The organism is Chitinophaga oryziterrae (assembly GCF_009758125.1).
Lineage (GTDB): Bacteria > Bacteroidota > Bacteroidia > Chitinophagales > Chitinophagaceae > Chitinophaga > Chitinophaga oryziterrae.
The window spans coordinates 616444-631757 of sequence record NZ_WRXO01000003.1 but is presented as its reverse complement, the minus strand read 5'-3'; the positions used below and the strand labels follow the sequence as shown (position 1 = coordinate 631757).

Here is a 15314-nt window from a genome sequence, read left to right as displayed (position 1 = left end):
GAAAAAAGGTGTAGTTCTTACATTAAACAGGTCGCATGAAAAGATTATTAACCATTTTACTTCTTGTACTTTGCTGTACATCCGCCACTGAGGCGCAACAAAAGAAAAGAATAGGGAACGAAACGTCCGCACAGAAACAGGAACGCATGTCCTGGTGGACACACGACAGGTTCGGTATGTTTATCCATTTTGGCTTATATGCCATGCCTGCCAGGCACGAATGGGTGAAAAACCGCGAACGCCTCTCCGACGAACACTACCAGACGTACTTCGACCTCTTCAACCCAGACCTCTACAATCCAAAGGAATGGGCCAAACGGGCCAAAGCCGCCGGTATGAAGTACGCCGTACTCACTACCAAACACCATGAAGGCTTTTGCCTGTTCGACTCTAAATTCACCAACTTCAAATCCACCAATACCCCTTTAAAAAGGGATATCGTAAAGGAATTTGTAGAGGCTTTCAGAGCTGAAGGTATTAAAGTAGGATTCTATTACTCATTGTTGGACTGGCATCATCCCGATTTCCCCATCGATGAATTCCACTCACAACGCCCTACTACCGATGTAGGCAAGGATACCATCTATGCCCGTTTGAACAAAGGCCGGGATATAGCCAAATACCGTACCTATATGCATAACCAGATCACAGAACTACTCACCAGATACGGTAAGATAGATATCATGTGGCTCGATTTCTCCTACCCCGGGGCTCACCCAGGTAAAGGGAAAAACGACTGGGGCTCTGTAGAACTGCTGAAACTTATCCGTAAACTGCAACCAGGTATTATCGTGGATAACCGCCTGGACCTGGACGAATACGAAGATGGCGCCGATTTCGCCACTCCGGAACAGGTGAAACCTTCCGAACTGAAATCATTATACAATGGTATGCCTTTCGAAACCTGTCAGACCTTCTCCGGCTCATGGGGGTATTACCGTGATGAGAACAGCTGGAAAACTAATCACGAATTACTGACACTGCTCATCACTTCCGTAAGCAAAAGCGGTAATCTGATCTTAAACGTTGGCCCCACTGCCCGCGGTACTTTTGATTATCGCGCAGAACGCGCGCTGGACAGTATCAGCCAGTGGATGCATGTAAACGACCGTGCAATATATGGTTGTAAAGAAGCGCCGGAAAGTTTTGTTGCTCCGGAAAATACCATGCTGACCTACAACCCTGTTACCAAACGTTTATACGTACACCTGATGCAGTACCCTTCCGGTGGTAGCATTACCCTCAAAGGTTATGCTGCACAGGCAAGATATACACAGTTCCTGCATGATAATTCAGAGATTATAAGAGAAGTAAAAGGGAATGACCTGGTGTTAACATTGCCGGAGAAGCAACCACCTTATACTATTCCTGTAATTGAAGTAGTACTGAAATAAAAAACAACTGGTAAGCTTTATCCTATGCCTGTCCTTCGCTAAAAAGCAAAGGACAGGCATAGGATAAAGCTCTTTTTAAACCGTCTTGTTACTATTCAAATATAATCTCTTTCCCTGCACTCAGTTCATACGCTTCCTTCCCCGCTTCAAATATCTTCGCAGGCTCCGATCCTTCTAATGTAATAACGCCTCCCTTCACCCTTATCCAGCTCCCTTCTCTCAATCCAACAACCGGCAATGGTTGCTGCACCTGAAACTCACGGATCCTTGTTTCCCTGGATTCACCCATATGCAGCACGCCCGGAATAGGGTCCATATAATGAGGATTTAAATTAAAAGGGATCAGTCCCATCGTCTGGAAACTGGCCGGATATACGATCGGCATATCATTCGTTGTCTGCATATTCACACCACCGATATTACTCCCCGCACTACTGCCCAGATAAGGCTTACCACCTTCCACGGCGGCTTTCAGCGCATCCATTACCTGCAATGCATGCAACTGCTGTACCAGCAGGAAAGTATTCCCTCCACCGGTAAAAAACGCCTGTCCTTTTTGCACTGCTGCAACAGGGTTTTCGAAAGTATGCAGGCCACGCACACGCAAATTAAGAGCGGTAAATGCGGTAGTAACCCGACTGGTATATTCATCATGGGAAATTCCTCCGGGTCTTGCATACGGGATAAAGATCACCTCTTCTATCCCACTGAATAGTTCTTTAATTACCGGTAATAAGTACTCCAGGTAAGTTTGCCCGTGTAAGGTAGATGTACTGGCTAAAACGACATTCTTCATAATGAATGCGAAATTAACTTTTTATCCGGGATAAGATGGTTTTGTCGATATAAAACGTGCCAAAAGGGATGATACACGCCAGCAATACCTTCCAGGTAGTGGTACGGAATTTCCACTTATACTCCACGCCTACACTCAATGTATTGAACACAAATAATACAAACAACAAACCGTGTACAGGTCCCAATGTTTTCACCAGTGAAGGGTCATGGTAAACGTATTTAAGCGGCACCGCTATACCTGTCAGTATCAGCAGGGAAAGTCCTTCGAAGAAAGCGATCAGGCGCAGTCTTCCTATCTTTGTTTTCATCATACCGCAAAGTTCCATGCTAAACCACCTGCCTGTTAGGACAAAAACGGCCCCTTTCAGGACTTTTCAATCATCTTCCTGAAATCAGACGGCGTTACGCCTTCATACTTTTTAAACATACGGGAGAAATAGGAAGGGTCCTCAATGCCTACTTCATTGGCCACCTCACTGATAGTAAACGTACTTTGCACCAGCAGCACTTTCGCTTCCAGTACAATAGCTTCATCTATCCACTTGGTAGGAGATTTACCGCTAAGGGTTTTAACAGTTTTATTCAGATGATTAGGGGTGATATTTAAAAGAGCAGCATAATCCGATACCTGGTGCAGACTTTTGATCTTTGAAAAGATCAGTTCCTTAAACCGGCTCATGAGATTATTGTCGTCCGATAAAGGCTGGTAAGCCTGCCTTGCTTCCGATAACAGGGTCACTAAATATAACTGTATAATATCCGGGTTATTTAATCCATGCAGCGTATAATCGAATAACAGCCGCTGAAAGAGGTGCAGTACAAATTGGGCCGTCTGCTCATTTAACCGGATCATCGGGTTTCCCCATACCTTTAAAAACTCGAATCTATTAAACCAGCCGGCCAGGATATCACTATGAAAATTACAGAGAAACCCTTTGTTCACATCCCCTTCTTCGAAAGAGAAAACCTGCCCGGCAGGAACAAATAACATTTCACCTTTATGGATAGTGTACGACTGACTACCGACCTTCATCCTCGCCTCTCCTTCCGTAAGGAAAAGACAGCTATGCGTGGTGGACCTGGAGGCCGGTATGGACCCGGTTATCAACTTATACATATCTTCTACCCTCACAATAAAAAACTTCCCTTTCTCAGGCTTTAAAATGCTTTTTAATTCAGGCTTCATGAACCTGGCTGTAAAAGTAGCAGGATTGTATATTTCTATCGTTTTCATATTCGGTTGATTACCAGTCGGGAAAGGAGTGCTCCTACGTTCATCCTACGTTCGGAACGTAGGAGGAGCGAATCTCTACCCTAGTCAGGACGGATCAACCTTTTAAATATTGTCAGGGAAAAGTAATTTATTCCTCTTCCTCATCTTCCAGCAAAGCTTCTTCAATAATTGCAGAAGGCAGGGCTTTTTTAGCATTGATCTTCATCTGTTTCATCCGGTGGGCCTGACTTACAAGATTCCCTTTCCCTTCCGTCATTTTCTTTCGGGAATCCTGGAAAGCACCTGCGGCCCTGTCTAAATGAATCCCTATCTTTTCAAATTCCTCTACAAAAGAAGCCAGCTTATCATACAATTTCCCGGCCCTTTCCGCAATAGCTTTGGCATTCCTGTCTATGCTATCTTTCTGCCACATATCATTCACCAGTTTCATAGCGGTGATAATATTGGTGGGACTTATAAGGATAATCCTTTTCTTGTACGCGTACTGCCATAAAGCAGGGTCTGTTTGCATTGCCGTGATATACGCCGCTTCCACCGGGATGAACATCATTACAAAATCAAGACTGTTCGTAACATCCTGGTAAGACTTCCCGCTTAACCCGTCTATATGGGCCTTAATGGAACGCACCAGCAATGCCAGTTGCTGTTGCTGTAAAACCGGGTCAGTGGATTTATAGAAATTCTCATAGTGTATGAGAGATACTTTAGAGTCGATAACGATCGTACGGCTGTCCGGATATTTCACCAGTATATCCGGTTGTATGCTATCCCCCTCATCATTGATGCTACGCTTCTGCACAAAATAATGGATATCCTTTTGCATACCGGTATATTCCAGGATGCTTTCCAGTATCATCTCCCCCCAGTTCCCCTGGTGTTTCACAGAACCCCGGAATGCCTGGGTAAGGTTATTCGCCTGTTCGGAAAGCGTCTGGTTCAGGGTCATCATATGCACTACCTGTTCTCTTAGCGAAATACGGTCGTCAGACTCCGTTTTCAGCTTCGCGCTGAATTCCTGCTTAAAAGAGGAGATATTCTCCTTTAAAGGGTCTAAAATCGCTTTTAAAGAGCTTTCCTGGTCCTTGTTGAAAGCGTTCTTTTTTTCTTCCAGTATCTGGCTTGCCAGTACCTTAAACTGGTTCTCGAATTTCTGACCGATATTCTCTATCTCATTCTTCTGCTGATTGAGTTTTTCGTTCTTATAATCCAACTGAACTTTTAACTGGATATTCTCTGCTGATAATGTTTGTATTTTTTGCCGTGTTAATACAAAAGCGAGGATAACGCCTGCTATGAAAGCAAGCAGCATAATGAGGATGATATTTACCATGATAATGTGTTTTTGGTTATTTACCGCTGACGTATTTATTCCCTTTGATAATAAAACGATAAGGCAGCAGTGCGTCTTCTCCTGCATAATCAACGCCTATACGGGGTGTGGCAACAATATCTTCTTTTTTGGGCACAAAACCGTCCGAGGCAATAATGATCTCATCCTGCAACAGGCTTCCACCGGTATGTTTCGTACCAATACCCAATGCTTTCGATACATTACCGGGCCCTTTGGTGAGTGTGTAATCCGGTTTCTTTTTACCGGTACGTTCCAGCATGGCGGGAATCCCTTCCATCGGTTCTACCGCACGTACCAGTATCGCATGAGGAATATCCTTTGTATTGGTAACAATATTAAACAGGTGATGAATGCCATAACAAAGATATACATAAGCAGTGCCACCGGGATAATACATCACGCTTGTTCTGTTGGTATGACGGCCACCATAAGCATGTGAGGCCTTATCTTTCACACCGGCATACGCTTCCACTTCCACAATACGTCCGGAAGTGACGATACCATCAAATTTTGTAATGAGGACTTTTCCCAATAATTCCCGGGCGATCTTTAAAACATCTGCCCGGTTGTAGAATCCCTGTTCCAGTTTTATCATTATGCACTCACTGATTTCTTAAATTCTGTGGGACTCATCCCTTTATATTTTCTAAAGATACGGATCAGGTGACTCTTATCCGTAAATCCCAGTTCGTCTGCAATTTCGGAAATCCGCATATTCCCGTGCAGTAGCCGGTTCTCAATCATTTTTAATTTATACGAGATAATATATTGCTGCATGGTCTCATTTGCATGTTTCTTAAAATACCTTCCCAGGTAAGTTTCTGAAATACCAAACGCTTTGCTGATACATTCCGCACGCAATCTTTCCGGCTGATATATATTCGCCTGAATATATTGCAGGATATCCAGCGCTTTTTCTTCCGATCGCTCATTGATCTGTTCCGGTAAACCCATGGCAATATTCCTCGCTACAATAACGATTAATGTATTCACATATTGGCGGATCAGCTCTTTATTATAAAGATCGTTATTGGTATGTTCCCGGATAATAGCTTCTACTATAGGCTTTACAACCATCCTGTCTGCAGGGTTCTTCAACACACACCCTGCCATATGATTGGCATTCTTAAGAATGAATTCCAATCGCTCTACAGCATCTGTATGCAAACTGGAAGACTTAATATAGATATCCGTAAAGCGGATAAAGAAAAACTGCGTGGGTGCTTTTATACTAAAGCGGTGCGTATCTTCCGGGGCCAGCATGAAAAGCTGTCCGGCCCTGTAAGGGAAACTGGTATTATTGATATGATGCATCCCGTCCCCCGAAACAATGAACACCAGTTCAAAAAAACTATGTTTATGTTCAGGTCTCGGGCATTCGTCCAGCATCTCCTTTAAAACTATCTGGAATGGTTCGTAGAGGTTATCCTTTACCATGCAACAAAGATACACCAATTGAGAAAATAAATACACCTGTAACGATGCTCCAAAGCCTGACCTTTACACCATGAAAGCGATCATTATAGAAAAATACGGAGAGGCGCTGGTCCTGAAAGAAATGGACCGCCCCGTGGCCACCAAAGGCCAGGTACTGGTAAAGATAATCGCCAGTGCGGTAAACCCTTTAGACACTAAAATAAGGGCAGGAAAAGCAGATCATGCCAGGCATCCGCTACCGGCTGTACCAGGCATAGACATGGCAGGTATAGTAGTAGAAGCCGCAGAAGGATTTAAGGTAGGAGATGAAGTGTATGGTATGACCGGCGGCGCTGGTGGCAACCAGGGTTCTTTAGCAGAATATGCTGCAGTAGATGCACGTTTGCTGGCGCTGAAACCAGCCAACCTTTCCATGCGGGAAGCAGCGGCCATCCCGCTGGCATTCATTACCGCCTGGGAAGGACTGGTAGACCGTGCCCATGTGCAGCCGGGTAAGCAGGTACTGATTCAGGGTGGCGCCGGTGGTGTGGGACATATTGCCATACAGATCGCAAAATCCAAAGGTGCGGAAGTCTTCGCTACCGGTCGTGTTTCCCAGAAAGAAATCATTGAAAGGTTCGGGGCCACGTTCGTAGAAGGTGGCGGAGAATACGATATCATTTTTGATACAATCGGGGGAACTGTATTGGACGAATCCTTCAAACTTGCCCGTGTATATACCGGTCATGTGCTGAGTGCCCTGGGATGGGGTACACATTCCCTTGCGCCGCTGTCCTTTAAAGGAGCTACGTATTCCGGTGTGTTCACACTGCGTCCTTTACTGACAGGTGAAGGCAGGGAACATCATGGGGAGATCATGCGCGAAGCCACAAAGATGGCAGAGGCTGGCTTATTGAAACCACTGCTGGACCCACGCCGGTTCACACTGGAAACAGTCAATGACGCATATGATGTCATCGAAAATAAAACAGGAAACGGGAAGCTGGTAGTCGATCTTTTATAAGCATTTCGTGCTATGGGGAATCTGCCTGTTTTTCGTTATCTTTAAATAAACCTCATTTTTGCTTAACCTGATTCTCAATAATGAAAACATAGGCACCCACTTGCCTCCTGGTATGCCGCTGCTGGATTTTATCCGGTATCACCAACACCTGACCGGTACTAAAACAGGCTGCAACGAAGGCGACTGCGGTGCATGTACCGTACTGATAGGTGAAATCAGAGATAATGAACTGCAATACCGCATCTTCACCTCCTGCCTTACTCCCCTGGGAAATGTACAGGGAAAACATGTCGTGACCATAGAAGGGATCAACATGGATACACTCACACCTGTTCAACAGGCAATGGTAGATCAGTCAGCTACGCAATGCGGGTTTTGCACCCCGGGATTTGTCGTCTCCCTCACCGGTTTTTGCCTGAGCCGGCAAACTGATCCCATTGCGGCGATAGATGGCAATATCTGCCGCTGTACGGGATATAAATCCATAGAGCGGGCAGCAGCCACCGTAAAAGAATTACTGGTTGCCAGGAATGAAGAAGGACCGGTAGACTTTGCCGTGGACCATGCCATTGTACCGGGATATTTTAAGGGGATAAAAGAACGGCTGGAATTACTGGTTGCCGTAAATGGGGAACATGCTTTTGAAAATGCAGAAGAATTGCAGATGAATGCGCAACTGGTAGCTGGCGGGACCGATCTGTACGTACAAAAACCTGAAGAGATGCTGGAAATACCCCTGAGCTTTGCCTGGAATGGCTTTAAAGGGATCACTAAACAGGACAACACCATTACAATGGGAGCGGCCGTAACGGTCAGTGATCTGCTGGAATCACCTGTTATGCAGACTTACTTCCCCGAATTAAAAAGTTATATCAAAAAGGTATCCTCTACTCCTATCAGGAATATGGCTACCATCGCCGGTAATTTTATCAATGCCTCTCCTATTGGGGACTTTACCATATTCTTTCTTACACTGAATACCATACTGGAATTTAATAGCGGAAGAGTATTACCGCTGGAGAAATTATATAAAGGATATAAAGAACTGGATAGAAATCCGGATGAATATATACAACGCATCTCGTTCGACTTACCTTCCTTATTTCACTTTGAAAAGGTAAGTAAACGCACACACCTCGATATTGCCAGTGTAAATACTGCTATCAATATTTCCATAAAAGGGAGTATTGTTAGTAGTGTTCGCATTTCAGCAGGAGGCGTAGGCCCTGTTCCTATGTTATTAAAGGCAACAATGGCGTATTTAACAGGAAAAAAGATCAATGAGAATGTAGTAGCAGAAGCGATACAGATCGCCTGGAAAGAGATCAGTCCGATCAGTGACACCAGGGGAAGTGCTGAATATAAACGCTTGCTGTTAGGGCAACTGATAAAAGCCCATTTCATTACACTGAAACTACTATGAAAAATATAGATTCCCATACACATGTCAGTGGTCAGTCGGTATACCTCGATGATATCCCTTTAATACAAGGGACATTATTCGGCGCTGCCTATGGCTCTCCCCTTGCACATGGGACCATTACTTCATTGCAACTGGAAGAAGCCTTACAGGAACCCGGCGTAGTCAGGATATTCACTTACAAGGATATACCCGGGGAAAACCAGATAGGTGGTATTGTGCCTGATGAACCGCTATTGGCAGAACATCATGTTCACTTCTGCGGAATGCCTGTTGCATTTGTAGTAGCGCAGACAAGAGAAGCTGCAAGGGCTGCGGTGAAAAAGATAAAAGTAACGATTGATAAACTGCCTGTCATCACAGACCCAAGAGCATCTGAAGAACTTATCGTCCCTTCCCGTACTTTCAGTATGGGAGATACCACCACCGCATGGGAACAATGCACCGCTGTATTTCAGGACAGTGTTGACATCAACGGGCAGGAACACCTTTACATAGAAACACAGGGCGCTTATGCAGTGCCACAGGAAAATAAAGCGATCCGTATTTACTCTTCCACACAAGGCCCTACTGCTGTGCAACGCGCAGCATCCAGGGTGCTGGGCTTACCCATGCATCAGCTGGAAGTAGCGGTGACCCGCTTAGGCGGAGGATTTGGCGGGAAGGAGGACCAGGCCAATACGTGGGCAGCATTGTGCGCACTGGCCGCCTGGCATTTAAAGAAACCGGTGAAATATGCCCTGCACAGGATGGAAGATATGGTCATGACAGGCAAGCGAAATCCTTATGTGGCAGACTTTAAAATAGGTCTGGACGCTTCATTAAAGATCATCGCCTATGAGGTCACCTTTTTCCAGAATGCCGGGGCATCTGCTGATCTGTCTCCGGCGGTCATGGCCCGTACATTGTTCCATTGTACCAATGCTTATTTCATACCACATGTAAAAGCAACTGCCCATTGCTGCCGTACACATTTACCGCCCAATACTGCTTTCCGCGGTTTCGGCGGGCCGCAGGGCATGTTTGTAATTGAAGCGGCCATTGCGCTGGCAGCAGAGAAATTACAGGTGGCTGCGACAGTCATCCAAAAGGCGAATCTCATCCGGTCGGGAGAAGAATTCCCCTATGGCCAGGCGGCTAAAAGTGAAGCACATACCACCTGGGACAAGGCTGCTGAATTATACAAACTGGAAGAATTACAACAAGCGGTGAAAACATTCAACGCTAATAACAAACTGTATAAAAAAGGCATCGCCTGTATGCCCGTCTGTTTCGGCATTTCCTTTACCAATACAATGATGAACAATGCCCGCGCATTGGTGCATGTATATAACGATGGCAGCGTAGGCATCAGTACCGGTGCTGTGGAAATGGGTCAGGGTGTGAATACGAAGATCTTACAGGTGGCCGCTAACGTATTCTCCATCTCTCCCGACAGAATAAAGATCAATCCTACCAATACGTATCATATTGCCAACACCTCTCCTTCTGCGGCCAGTGCTACCGCGGATATGAATGGCAAGGCTACTTTAATCGCCTGTAATGCTATTCTTACCCGCTTAACACAGGTAGCGGAAGACTTCTTCCCGGACACAACTATCACGATAGAAAATGAACAGGTGCTGGCAAATGGACAACAAACCAGCTGGGACTGGAAAAGACTTGTCTTCGAAGCGTTTGTAAGAAGAGTGAACTTATCCGAGCATGCACATTATGCTACGCCGGAAATACACTTCGACAATTACAAAGAAAAAGGACATCCTTTCGCTTATCATGTTTACGGCACGGCCATACTGGAAGTGACCATAGATTGTTTACGCGGTACTTACACCACTGATGCCGTAAAAATAGTACACGATTTTGGTGTCAGTATGAATACGGATATAGATCGCGGACAGATAGAAGGTGGTATCGTACAGGGTATTGGCTGGATGACCATGGAAGAAGTGATGTATGATAAAGAAGGGCGGCTGCGGTCCAATGCTTTATCCACTTATAAAGTCCCGGATATCTATGCGGCACCTCCCGTATTGGAAATAGAAGCCCTGCAAACAAAGCAGGATAACCTGGCTATCTTCCGGTCCAAAGCCGTAGGAGAACCACCCCTTATGTATGGTATCGGCGTATGGTTCGCATTACGCAATGCTATCCTTGCGTATCATCCATCTGCAGAAATCCCTTTTACCACGCCAATGACCCCTGAAAAAGTATTGATGGCGTTATACTCAAAGAAGATAGTGGAACATGCAAAAGAAGCTGGCTACATGGCAATTGATCAGTAAAAGCCTTTTACAAAATATACCTGTGATGCTGCTGTATGTGCTGGAAAGCCATGGCAGCAGTCCGGGCCGGCAAGGATTTTGTATGGCAGTGAACCTTACCGGTGAAATGGAAGGATCTATTGGTGGTGGCATCATGGAGCATAAATTCGTGGAGATGGCAAAAGAGTTGTTGCGGCAGGAAGGTGCTTTGTTATCTATCCGTAAACAGGTACACGATAAAAACTCTTCCCAGCAAAGCGGGATGATTTGTTCCGGCGATCAGACCATCTTATTATATCAGCTAAAACCAGCAGATATAGATGTTATAGCCGCAATTATAAATGCTGAAAATGGTGTAGCTGTATCTGAGAAATTAATAGGTGGGACCTTAATATTATCTCCTTCGGGAATTGCATTTAGTACTGATATTATCCCCCGGAATAATTTCATCATTCATTCTGAAAAAGACTGGCTATACCAGGAAGTATTGGGTTACCGGCATACAGTATTTATCATTGGCGGAGGGCACTGCTCATTGGCCTTATCTAAGATCATGCGGATGATGGATTTTTATGTGCATGTATTTGATACCCGTGCAGACTTACACACTATGATACAGAATAATGATGCACATGAGAAAACTATTGTAGATGATTACAGAGAACTGGAAAATATTATTCCTGAAGAGCAATACATAGTAGTAATGACTTTTGGGTACAGAACAGATGATATTGTATTAAGAAGCCTGATGAACAAACCATTTAAATATTTAGGTGTATTAGGGAGTCAGGCTAAGATCAATAAGATGTTTACAGATTACAGAGCAGAAGGGATAAATAAGACATTATTAGATAGAATGCATGCCCCTATAGGAATGCCGGTAAAAAGTCAGACTCCGGAAGAAATAGCAATAAGTATTGCAGCAGAGATTATACAGGTAAAGAATGCTGATCTCCCTTAATCTTTACTATCTGGTAATCGTTCCTTGTATCAGTCCATAAGGTTCATCCGTAGCAATAAAAATATCATTCTTGTTAAACAACCCGAACTGCTCCAGGTTAAAAGGAATATGATGTTTATTAGGCATCTGCAAACTGATCTCCTTTATCATACTATGCTCCTGTAACACCGCCTCTCCCATCGCATACAATGTCTGCTGCACAGATAAACTGTTATGGAACGCAAATGTCTTTAACAACGTATTACGCACCGCAGCCGCACAAGCGGTAAAATCCTGTCCGTTGGAAGTGTACAACCAGCTCGCCTCACACTGTGTAGCCAGTATCCTGTCGGCTGTTTCTTTAAGAGAAGTAAACTCATCGCGTATAAAATTCTCAAACCCGGAATCCGTTGTTTTCAGGATCAGCAAATCCTTCACGCCTGATCTCACGGTGATATTTCCCTTGTCCTGCACGATCAATGCAGTATTCTTATCCGGGCCGTTCCCTATATAAGCATGGGGGTGAAGACTGCCATCAAAGGCCATTCTGGTATACCCATGTTCAGTAATATCGATCGTAACCTTCGTTACCTGCGGATTATTGGCAATGAAATGGTCCGACAGGTAAATACCAAAGGCCTCAATGGAAGATGTAAAATGTTCCTTCGCTAATGCATAGATGGTGTTCTTCTGCGTATCCGTAGCCAGGATCTTTGTATTGTCCCCTTCCGTATAAGCTGTGGTAAAATCCCCTTCCAGCGATATATTCACGGTAATCTGCCTAAATTCATGATAATCTGCATGACGGATTATTTTGGACAAGTTCACGGCATTTTTACCGTATGAGTTAAGTGCTAATTTTATACTCATGATGTGGGGCGTTGTTTAATAGTAAAGTACAAAATTATTTCCCTATTTTTAATAAGAATCAATTGTATGTTTGACCTGGCCATAAAAGGAAATAAAGTGCTTACCCCTGAGGGGACCAGAAAAGCCATCGTCCTCATCAAAGACGGCCTGATCCTGGACATTGTCAGTCATTTACCGGCAGATACACCTGTGATAGATGTACACGACAAAATATTAATGCCAGGCATCACAGACCCCCATGTGCATATCAATGAACCTGGCAGGACCAGCTGGGAAGGCTTCGAAACAGCGACCAAAGGCGCTCTGGCAGGTGGTATTACCACACTGGTAGACATGCCCCTCAACGCTTCTCCCGTTACTACCACTGTACCCGCCTTTGAAGAAAAACTACTGTCGGCAACCAATCAGTTATATACCAATTGTGGTTTCTGGGGTGGTATAGTACCCCGGAATGACAATGAAATAGCCGGATTGATAGATAAAGGCGTATTAGGATTTAAAGCCTTTCTTACCCATTCCGGCATAGACGATTTTCCGAACGTAACTGAATATGAGCTGCGGAAAGTAATGCCGGTACTGGCCAGGCAGCAGTTACCTTTACTGGTACATTGTGAATTAAGCGGCCCTCAGCCACCGGTCAAAGATCCCCGGTCATACACAGCATACCTGGCTTCCCGTCCCCGCCAATGGGAGAACAACGCCATTTCCCTGATGATCGGTTTGTGCGAAGCATATAACTGCCCCGTACATATCGTTCACCTCTCCTCGTCTGATGCCATCGGGCAAATCGCAAGGGCCAAAGTAAAGGGCCTCCCCCTTACCGTGGAAACGGCACAACATTACCTCTACTTCAATGCAGAAGATATCCCGGATGGACAAACTGCCTTTAAATGCGCACCTCCTATCCGGGAAAGGGAGAATAACAGTCTGTTATGGGAAGCCCTGCAGGCAGGTATCATCGACTTTGTAGCCACCGACCACTCTCCTGCTCCGCCGGAGCTGAAACACCTGCAAAGCGGGGACCTTACTAAAGCCTGGGGCGGAATTATCTCCCTGCAACTGGCATTGCCGGTCCTCTGGACTGCCGCCAGGAAAAGAAATGTAACACTTCCCCAGCTGCTGCAATGGCTATGTGAGAAACCGGCACGCCTGGCCGGTACAGATAAACGGAAAGGAAAGATAGCTCCCGGCTATGACGCAGACCTGGTGGTATGGGACGCAGATGAACAGTTTACCGTCACCTCACAAACACTATATCATAAACATAAGGTAACCCCCTACCTCGGAGAAACGCTGTACGGAGTGGTTGAACAAACATATTTACGCGGAGCGAAGGTATACGACAACGGAACGTTCGCACCACCCGCCGGAGAGATAATTTTAAGGTCATGAGTTATCTGCAAAGAGCTGCTAATATTATGAACCGGATAGATACCCTCGCTGCCATCAGCGAAGATGCAAAGGGTATCACCCGCACATTCGGTACCCCCGCTTTCATAGCTGGGAGTGAACAGGTAATGCACTGGATGCAGGAAGCCGGTTTAGACACACACATAGATAACATAGGCAATGTAAGAGGCCGGTGGAAAACCGGTGCCAGCAGCACACTGGTCATCGCCTCCCATATAGACACTGTCATCAACGCAGGGAAATTCGATGGCCCCCTGGGTGTACTGATGGCAATAGATATCGTACAGGCATTAAAAGGGACCACCATCCCCTTCAACATAGAAGTCATTGCCTTCAGCGATGAAGAAGGGGTACGCTTCCATACTACTTATTTAGGTAGTAAAACCGTTACTGGTGCTTTCGACAACAGCCTGCTGGATAAAAAAGATCATAACGGGACAACTTTAAAAGAGGCCATTGAATCAATGGGAAAAGATGTATCCCGGCTACCTGATGATGTCATTCACGACTGGCAGGGTTATTTTGAGATCCACATTGAACAGGGCCCGGTATTATACGACAGCAATATCCCTATAGCAGTCGTAACCGCTATTGCCGGTCAGAAACGCTTGTCAGTCACCTTTAAAGGCATGGCTGGTCACGCCGGTACAGTGCCCATGGACAGCAGGCAGGATGCTTTGTGCGGGGCCGCTGCATTCATATTAGCCGTAGAAGAATATGCCGTTACACATAAGATAGTCGCAACAGTGGGGTATCTTCAGGTAAGCAATGCGGCCAGCAATGTCATTCCCGGAGAGGTCACCTGTAGCCTGGATATCAGGAGCGCGGATATTGCTACCTTAGACATCGCCGGTATCGCCCTGCAAAAAGCAGCCGCAGACATTTGTGAACAAAGACAGTTACACCTCGAATGGCAGTTAATACAGGCAAGTAAACCTGTTGCCTGCGACAGGGTCATGAGCGGGTTATTAAAACACGCCATCACCGGCTCAGGGTATGAAACAGTACAATTAGTCAGCGGAGCAGGCCATGATGCCGTCCCCGTTTCAGCAGTATCACCTGTCTGCATGTTGTTTGTAAAATGTTATAAAGGGATCAGTCATCACCCTTCAGAAAAGGTGGATGTAGAAGATATAGCAGCAGCATTAAAAGTATCAGATCAGTTTATGCTAAATTTGATTCACTATTAAATAACC

At 45.3% G+C, this 15314-nt stretch carries 14 protein-coding genes; 7 read left to right on the top strand and 7 right to left on the bottom strand.

Translation table 11 applies throughout. The features are described from left to right. Window positions 1–35: 35 nt before the first annotated feature. Complete coding sequence (locus tag GO495_RS14370) at window positions 36–1394, top strand: alpha-L-fucosidase (RefSeq protein WP_157300391.1); 1359 nt, start codon at window positions 36–38, stop codon at window positions 1392–1394. A gap of 91 nt (window positions 1395–1485) precedes the next feature. Here GO495_RS14370 and pepE read toward each other — a convergent pair whose 3' ends face one another. The 6 genes from pepE to GO495_RS14340 all read right to left on the bottom strand — a co-directional run bounded on the left by pepE (window position 1486) and on the right by GO495_RS14340 (window position 6214). Beyond that, window positions 1486–2190: a dipeptidase PepE gene (gene pepE, locus GO495_RS14365; protein WP_157300390.1), complete on the bottom strand. Its 705-nt coding sequence runs from the start codon at window positions 2188–2190 to the stop codon at window positions 1486–1488. 13 nt (window positions 2191–2203) lie between these two features. Continuing rightward, the gene (locus GO495_RS14360) at window positions 2204–2503 is read right to left on the bottom strand and encodes a DUF3817 domain-containing protein (RefSeq protein WP_240915222.1); all 300 of its coding nucleotides are present in this window, start codon (window positions 2501–2503) and stop codon (window positions 2204–2206) included. Window positions 2504–2556: 53 nt separating this feature from the next. Next, on the bottom strand, window positions 2557–3426 hold the full coding sequence (locus GO495_RS14355) for a helix-turn-helix domain-containing protein (RefSeq protein ID WP_157300389.1): 870 nt from the start codon (window positions 3424–3426) through the stop codon (window positions 2557–2559). 127 nt (window positions 3427–3553) lie between these two features. After that, complete coding sequence (locus tag GO495_RS14350) at window positions 3554–4756, bottom strand: DNA recombination protein RmuC (RefSeq protein ID WP_157300388.1); 1203 nt, start codon at window positions 4754–4756, stop codon at window positions 3554–3556. A gap of 16 nt (window positions 4757–4772) precedes the next feature. Then, window positions 4773–5372 (bottom strand): DNA-3-methyladenine glycosylase, encoded by a 600-nt coding sequence (locus GO495_RS14345; RefSeq protein ID WP_157300387.1) that lies wholly within the window; start codon window positions 5370–5372, stop codon window positions 4773–4775. Continuing rightward, the gene (locus GO495_RS14340; RefSeq protein ID WP_157300386.1) at window positions 5372–6214 is read right to left on the bottom strand and encodes a helix-turn-helix domain-containing protein; all 843 of its coding nucleotides are present in this window, start codon (window positions 6212–6214) and stop codon (window positions 5372–5374) included. The genes GO495_RS14345 and GO495_RS14340 overlap by 1 nt, the downstream gene beginning before the upstream one ends. Before the next feature lie 70 nt (window positions 6215–6284). Here GO495_RS14340 and GO495_RS14335 point away from each other — a divergent pair, with 70 nt between their 5' ends. Genes GO495_RS14335 through GO495_RS14320 form a run of 4 tightly spaced genes read left to right on the top strand, consistent with a single transcriptional unit; the run spans window position 6285 to window position 11859 of the window. Beyond that, complete coding sequence (locus tag GO495_RS14335) at window positions 6285–7217, top strand: zinc-dependent alcohol dehydrogenase family protein (RefSeq protein ID WP_157300385.1); 933 nt, start codon at window positions 6285–6287, stop codon at window positions 7215–7217. Between the two features lie 58 nt (window positions 7218–7275). After that, a complete protein-coding gene (locus GO495_RS14330) occupies window positions 7276–8640 on the top strand; it encodes an FAD binding domain-containing protein (RefSeq protein ID WP_170302681.1) in 1365 nt (454 codons plus the stop codon). Continuing rightward, window positions 8637–10919, top strand: a complete 2283-nt coding sequence (locus GO495_RS14325; RefSeq protein WP_157300384.1) for a molybdopterin cofactor-binding domain-containing protein — start codon at window positions 8637–8639, stop codon at window positions 10917–10919. Before GO495_RS14330 ends, GO495_RS14325 begins: the two co-directional genes overlap by 4 nt. Continuing rightward, on the top strand, window positions 10882–11859 hold the full coding sequence (locus GO495_RS14320) for an XdhC family protein (protein ID WP_157300383.1): 978 nt from the start codon (window positions 10882–10884) through the stop codon (window positions 11857–11859). The genes GO495_RS14325 and GO495_RS14320 overlap by 38 nt, the downstream gene beginning before the upstream one ends. A gap of 6 nt (window positions 11860–11865) precedes the next feature. Here GO495_RS14320 and pucL read toward each other — a convergent pair whose 3' ends face one another. Continuing rightward, on the bottom strand, window positions 11866–12708 hold the full coding sequence (gene pucL, locus GO495_RS14315; protein WP_157300382.1) for a factor-independent urate hydroxylase: 843 nt from the start codon (window positions 12706–12708) through the stop codon (window positions 11866–11868). A gap of 66 nt (window positions 12709–12774) precedes the next feature. Between pucL and allB the strand changes: the two genes are divergently transcribed. Together allB and GO495_RS14305 are read left to right on the top strand one after the other, a co-directional pair. Next, on the top strand, window positions 12775–14100 hold the full coding sequence (gene allB / locus GO495_RS14310) for an allantoinase AllB (RefSeq protein ID WP_157300381.1): 1326 nt from the start codon (window positions 12775–12777) through the stop codon (window positions 14098–14100). Further along, on the top strand, window positions 14097–15308 hold the full coding sequence (locus tag GO495_RS14305) for a M20 family metallo-hydrolase (RefSeq protein WP_157300380.1): 1212 nt from the start codon (window positions 14097–14099) through the stop codon (window positions 15306–15308). The genes allB and GO495_RS14305 overlap by 4 nt, the downstream gene beginning before the upstream one ends. Window positions 15309–15314: the final 6 nt, after the last annotated feature.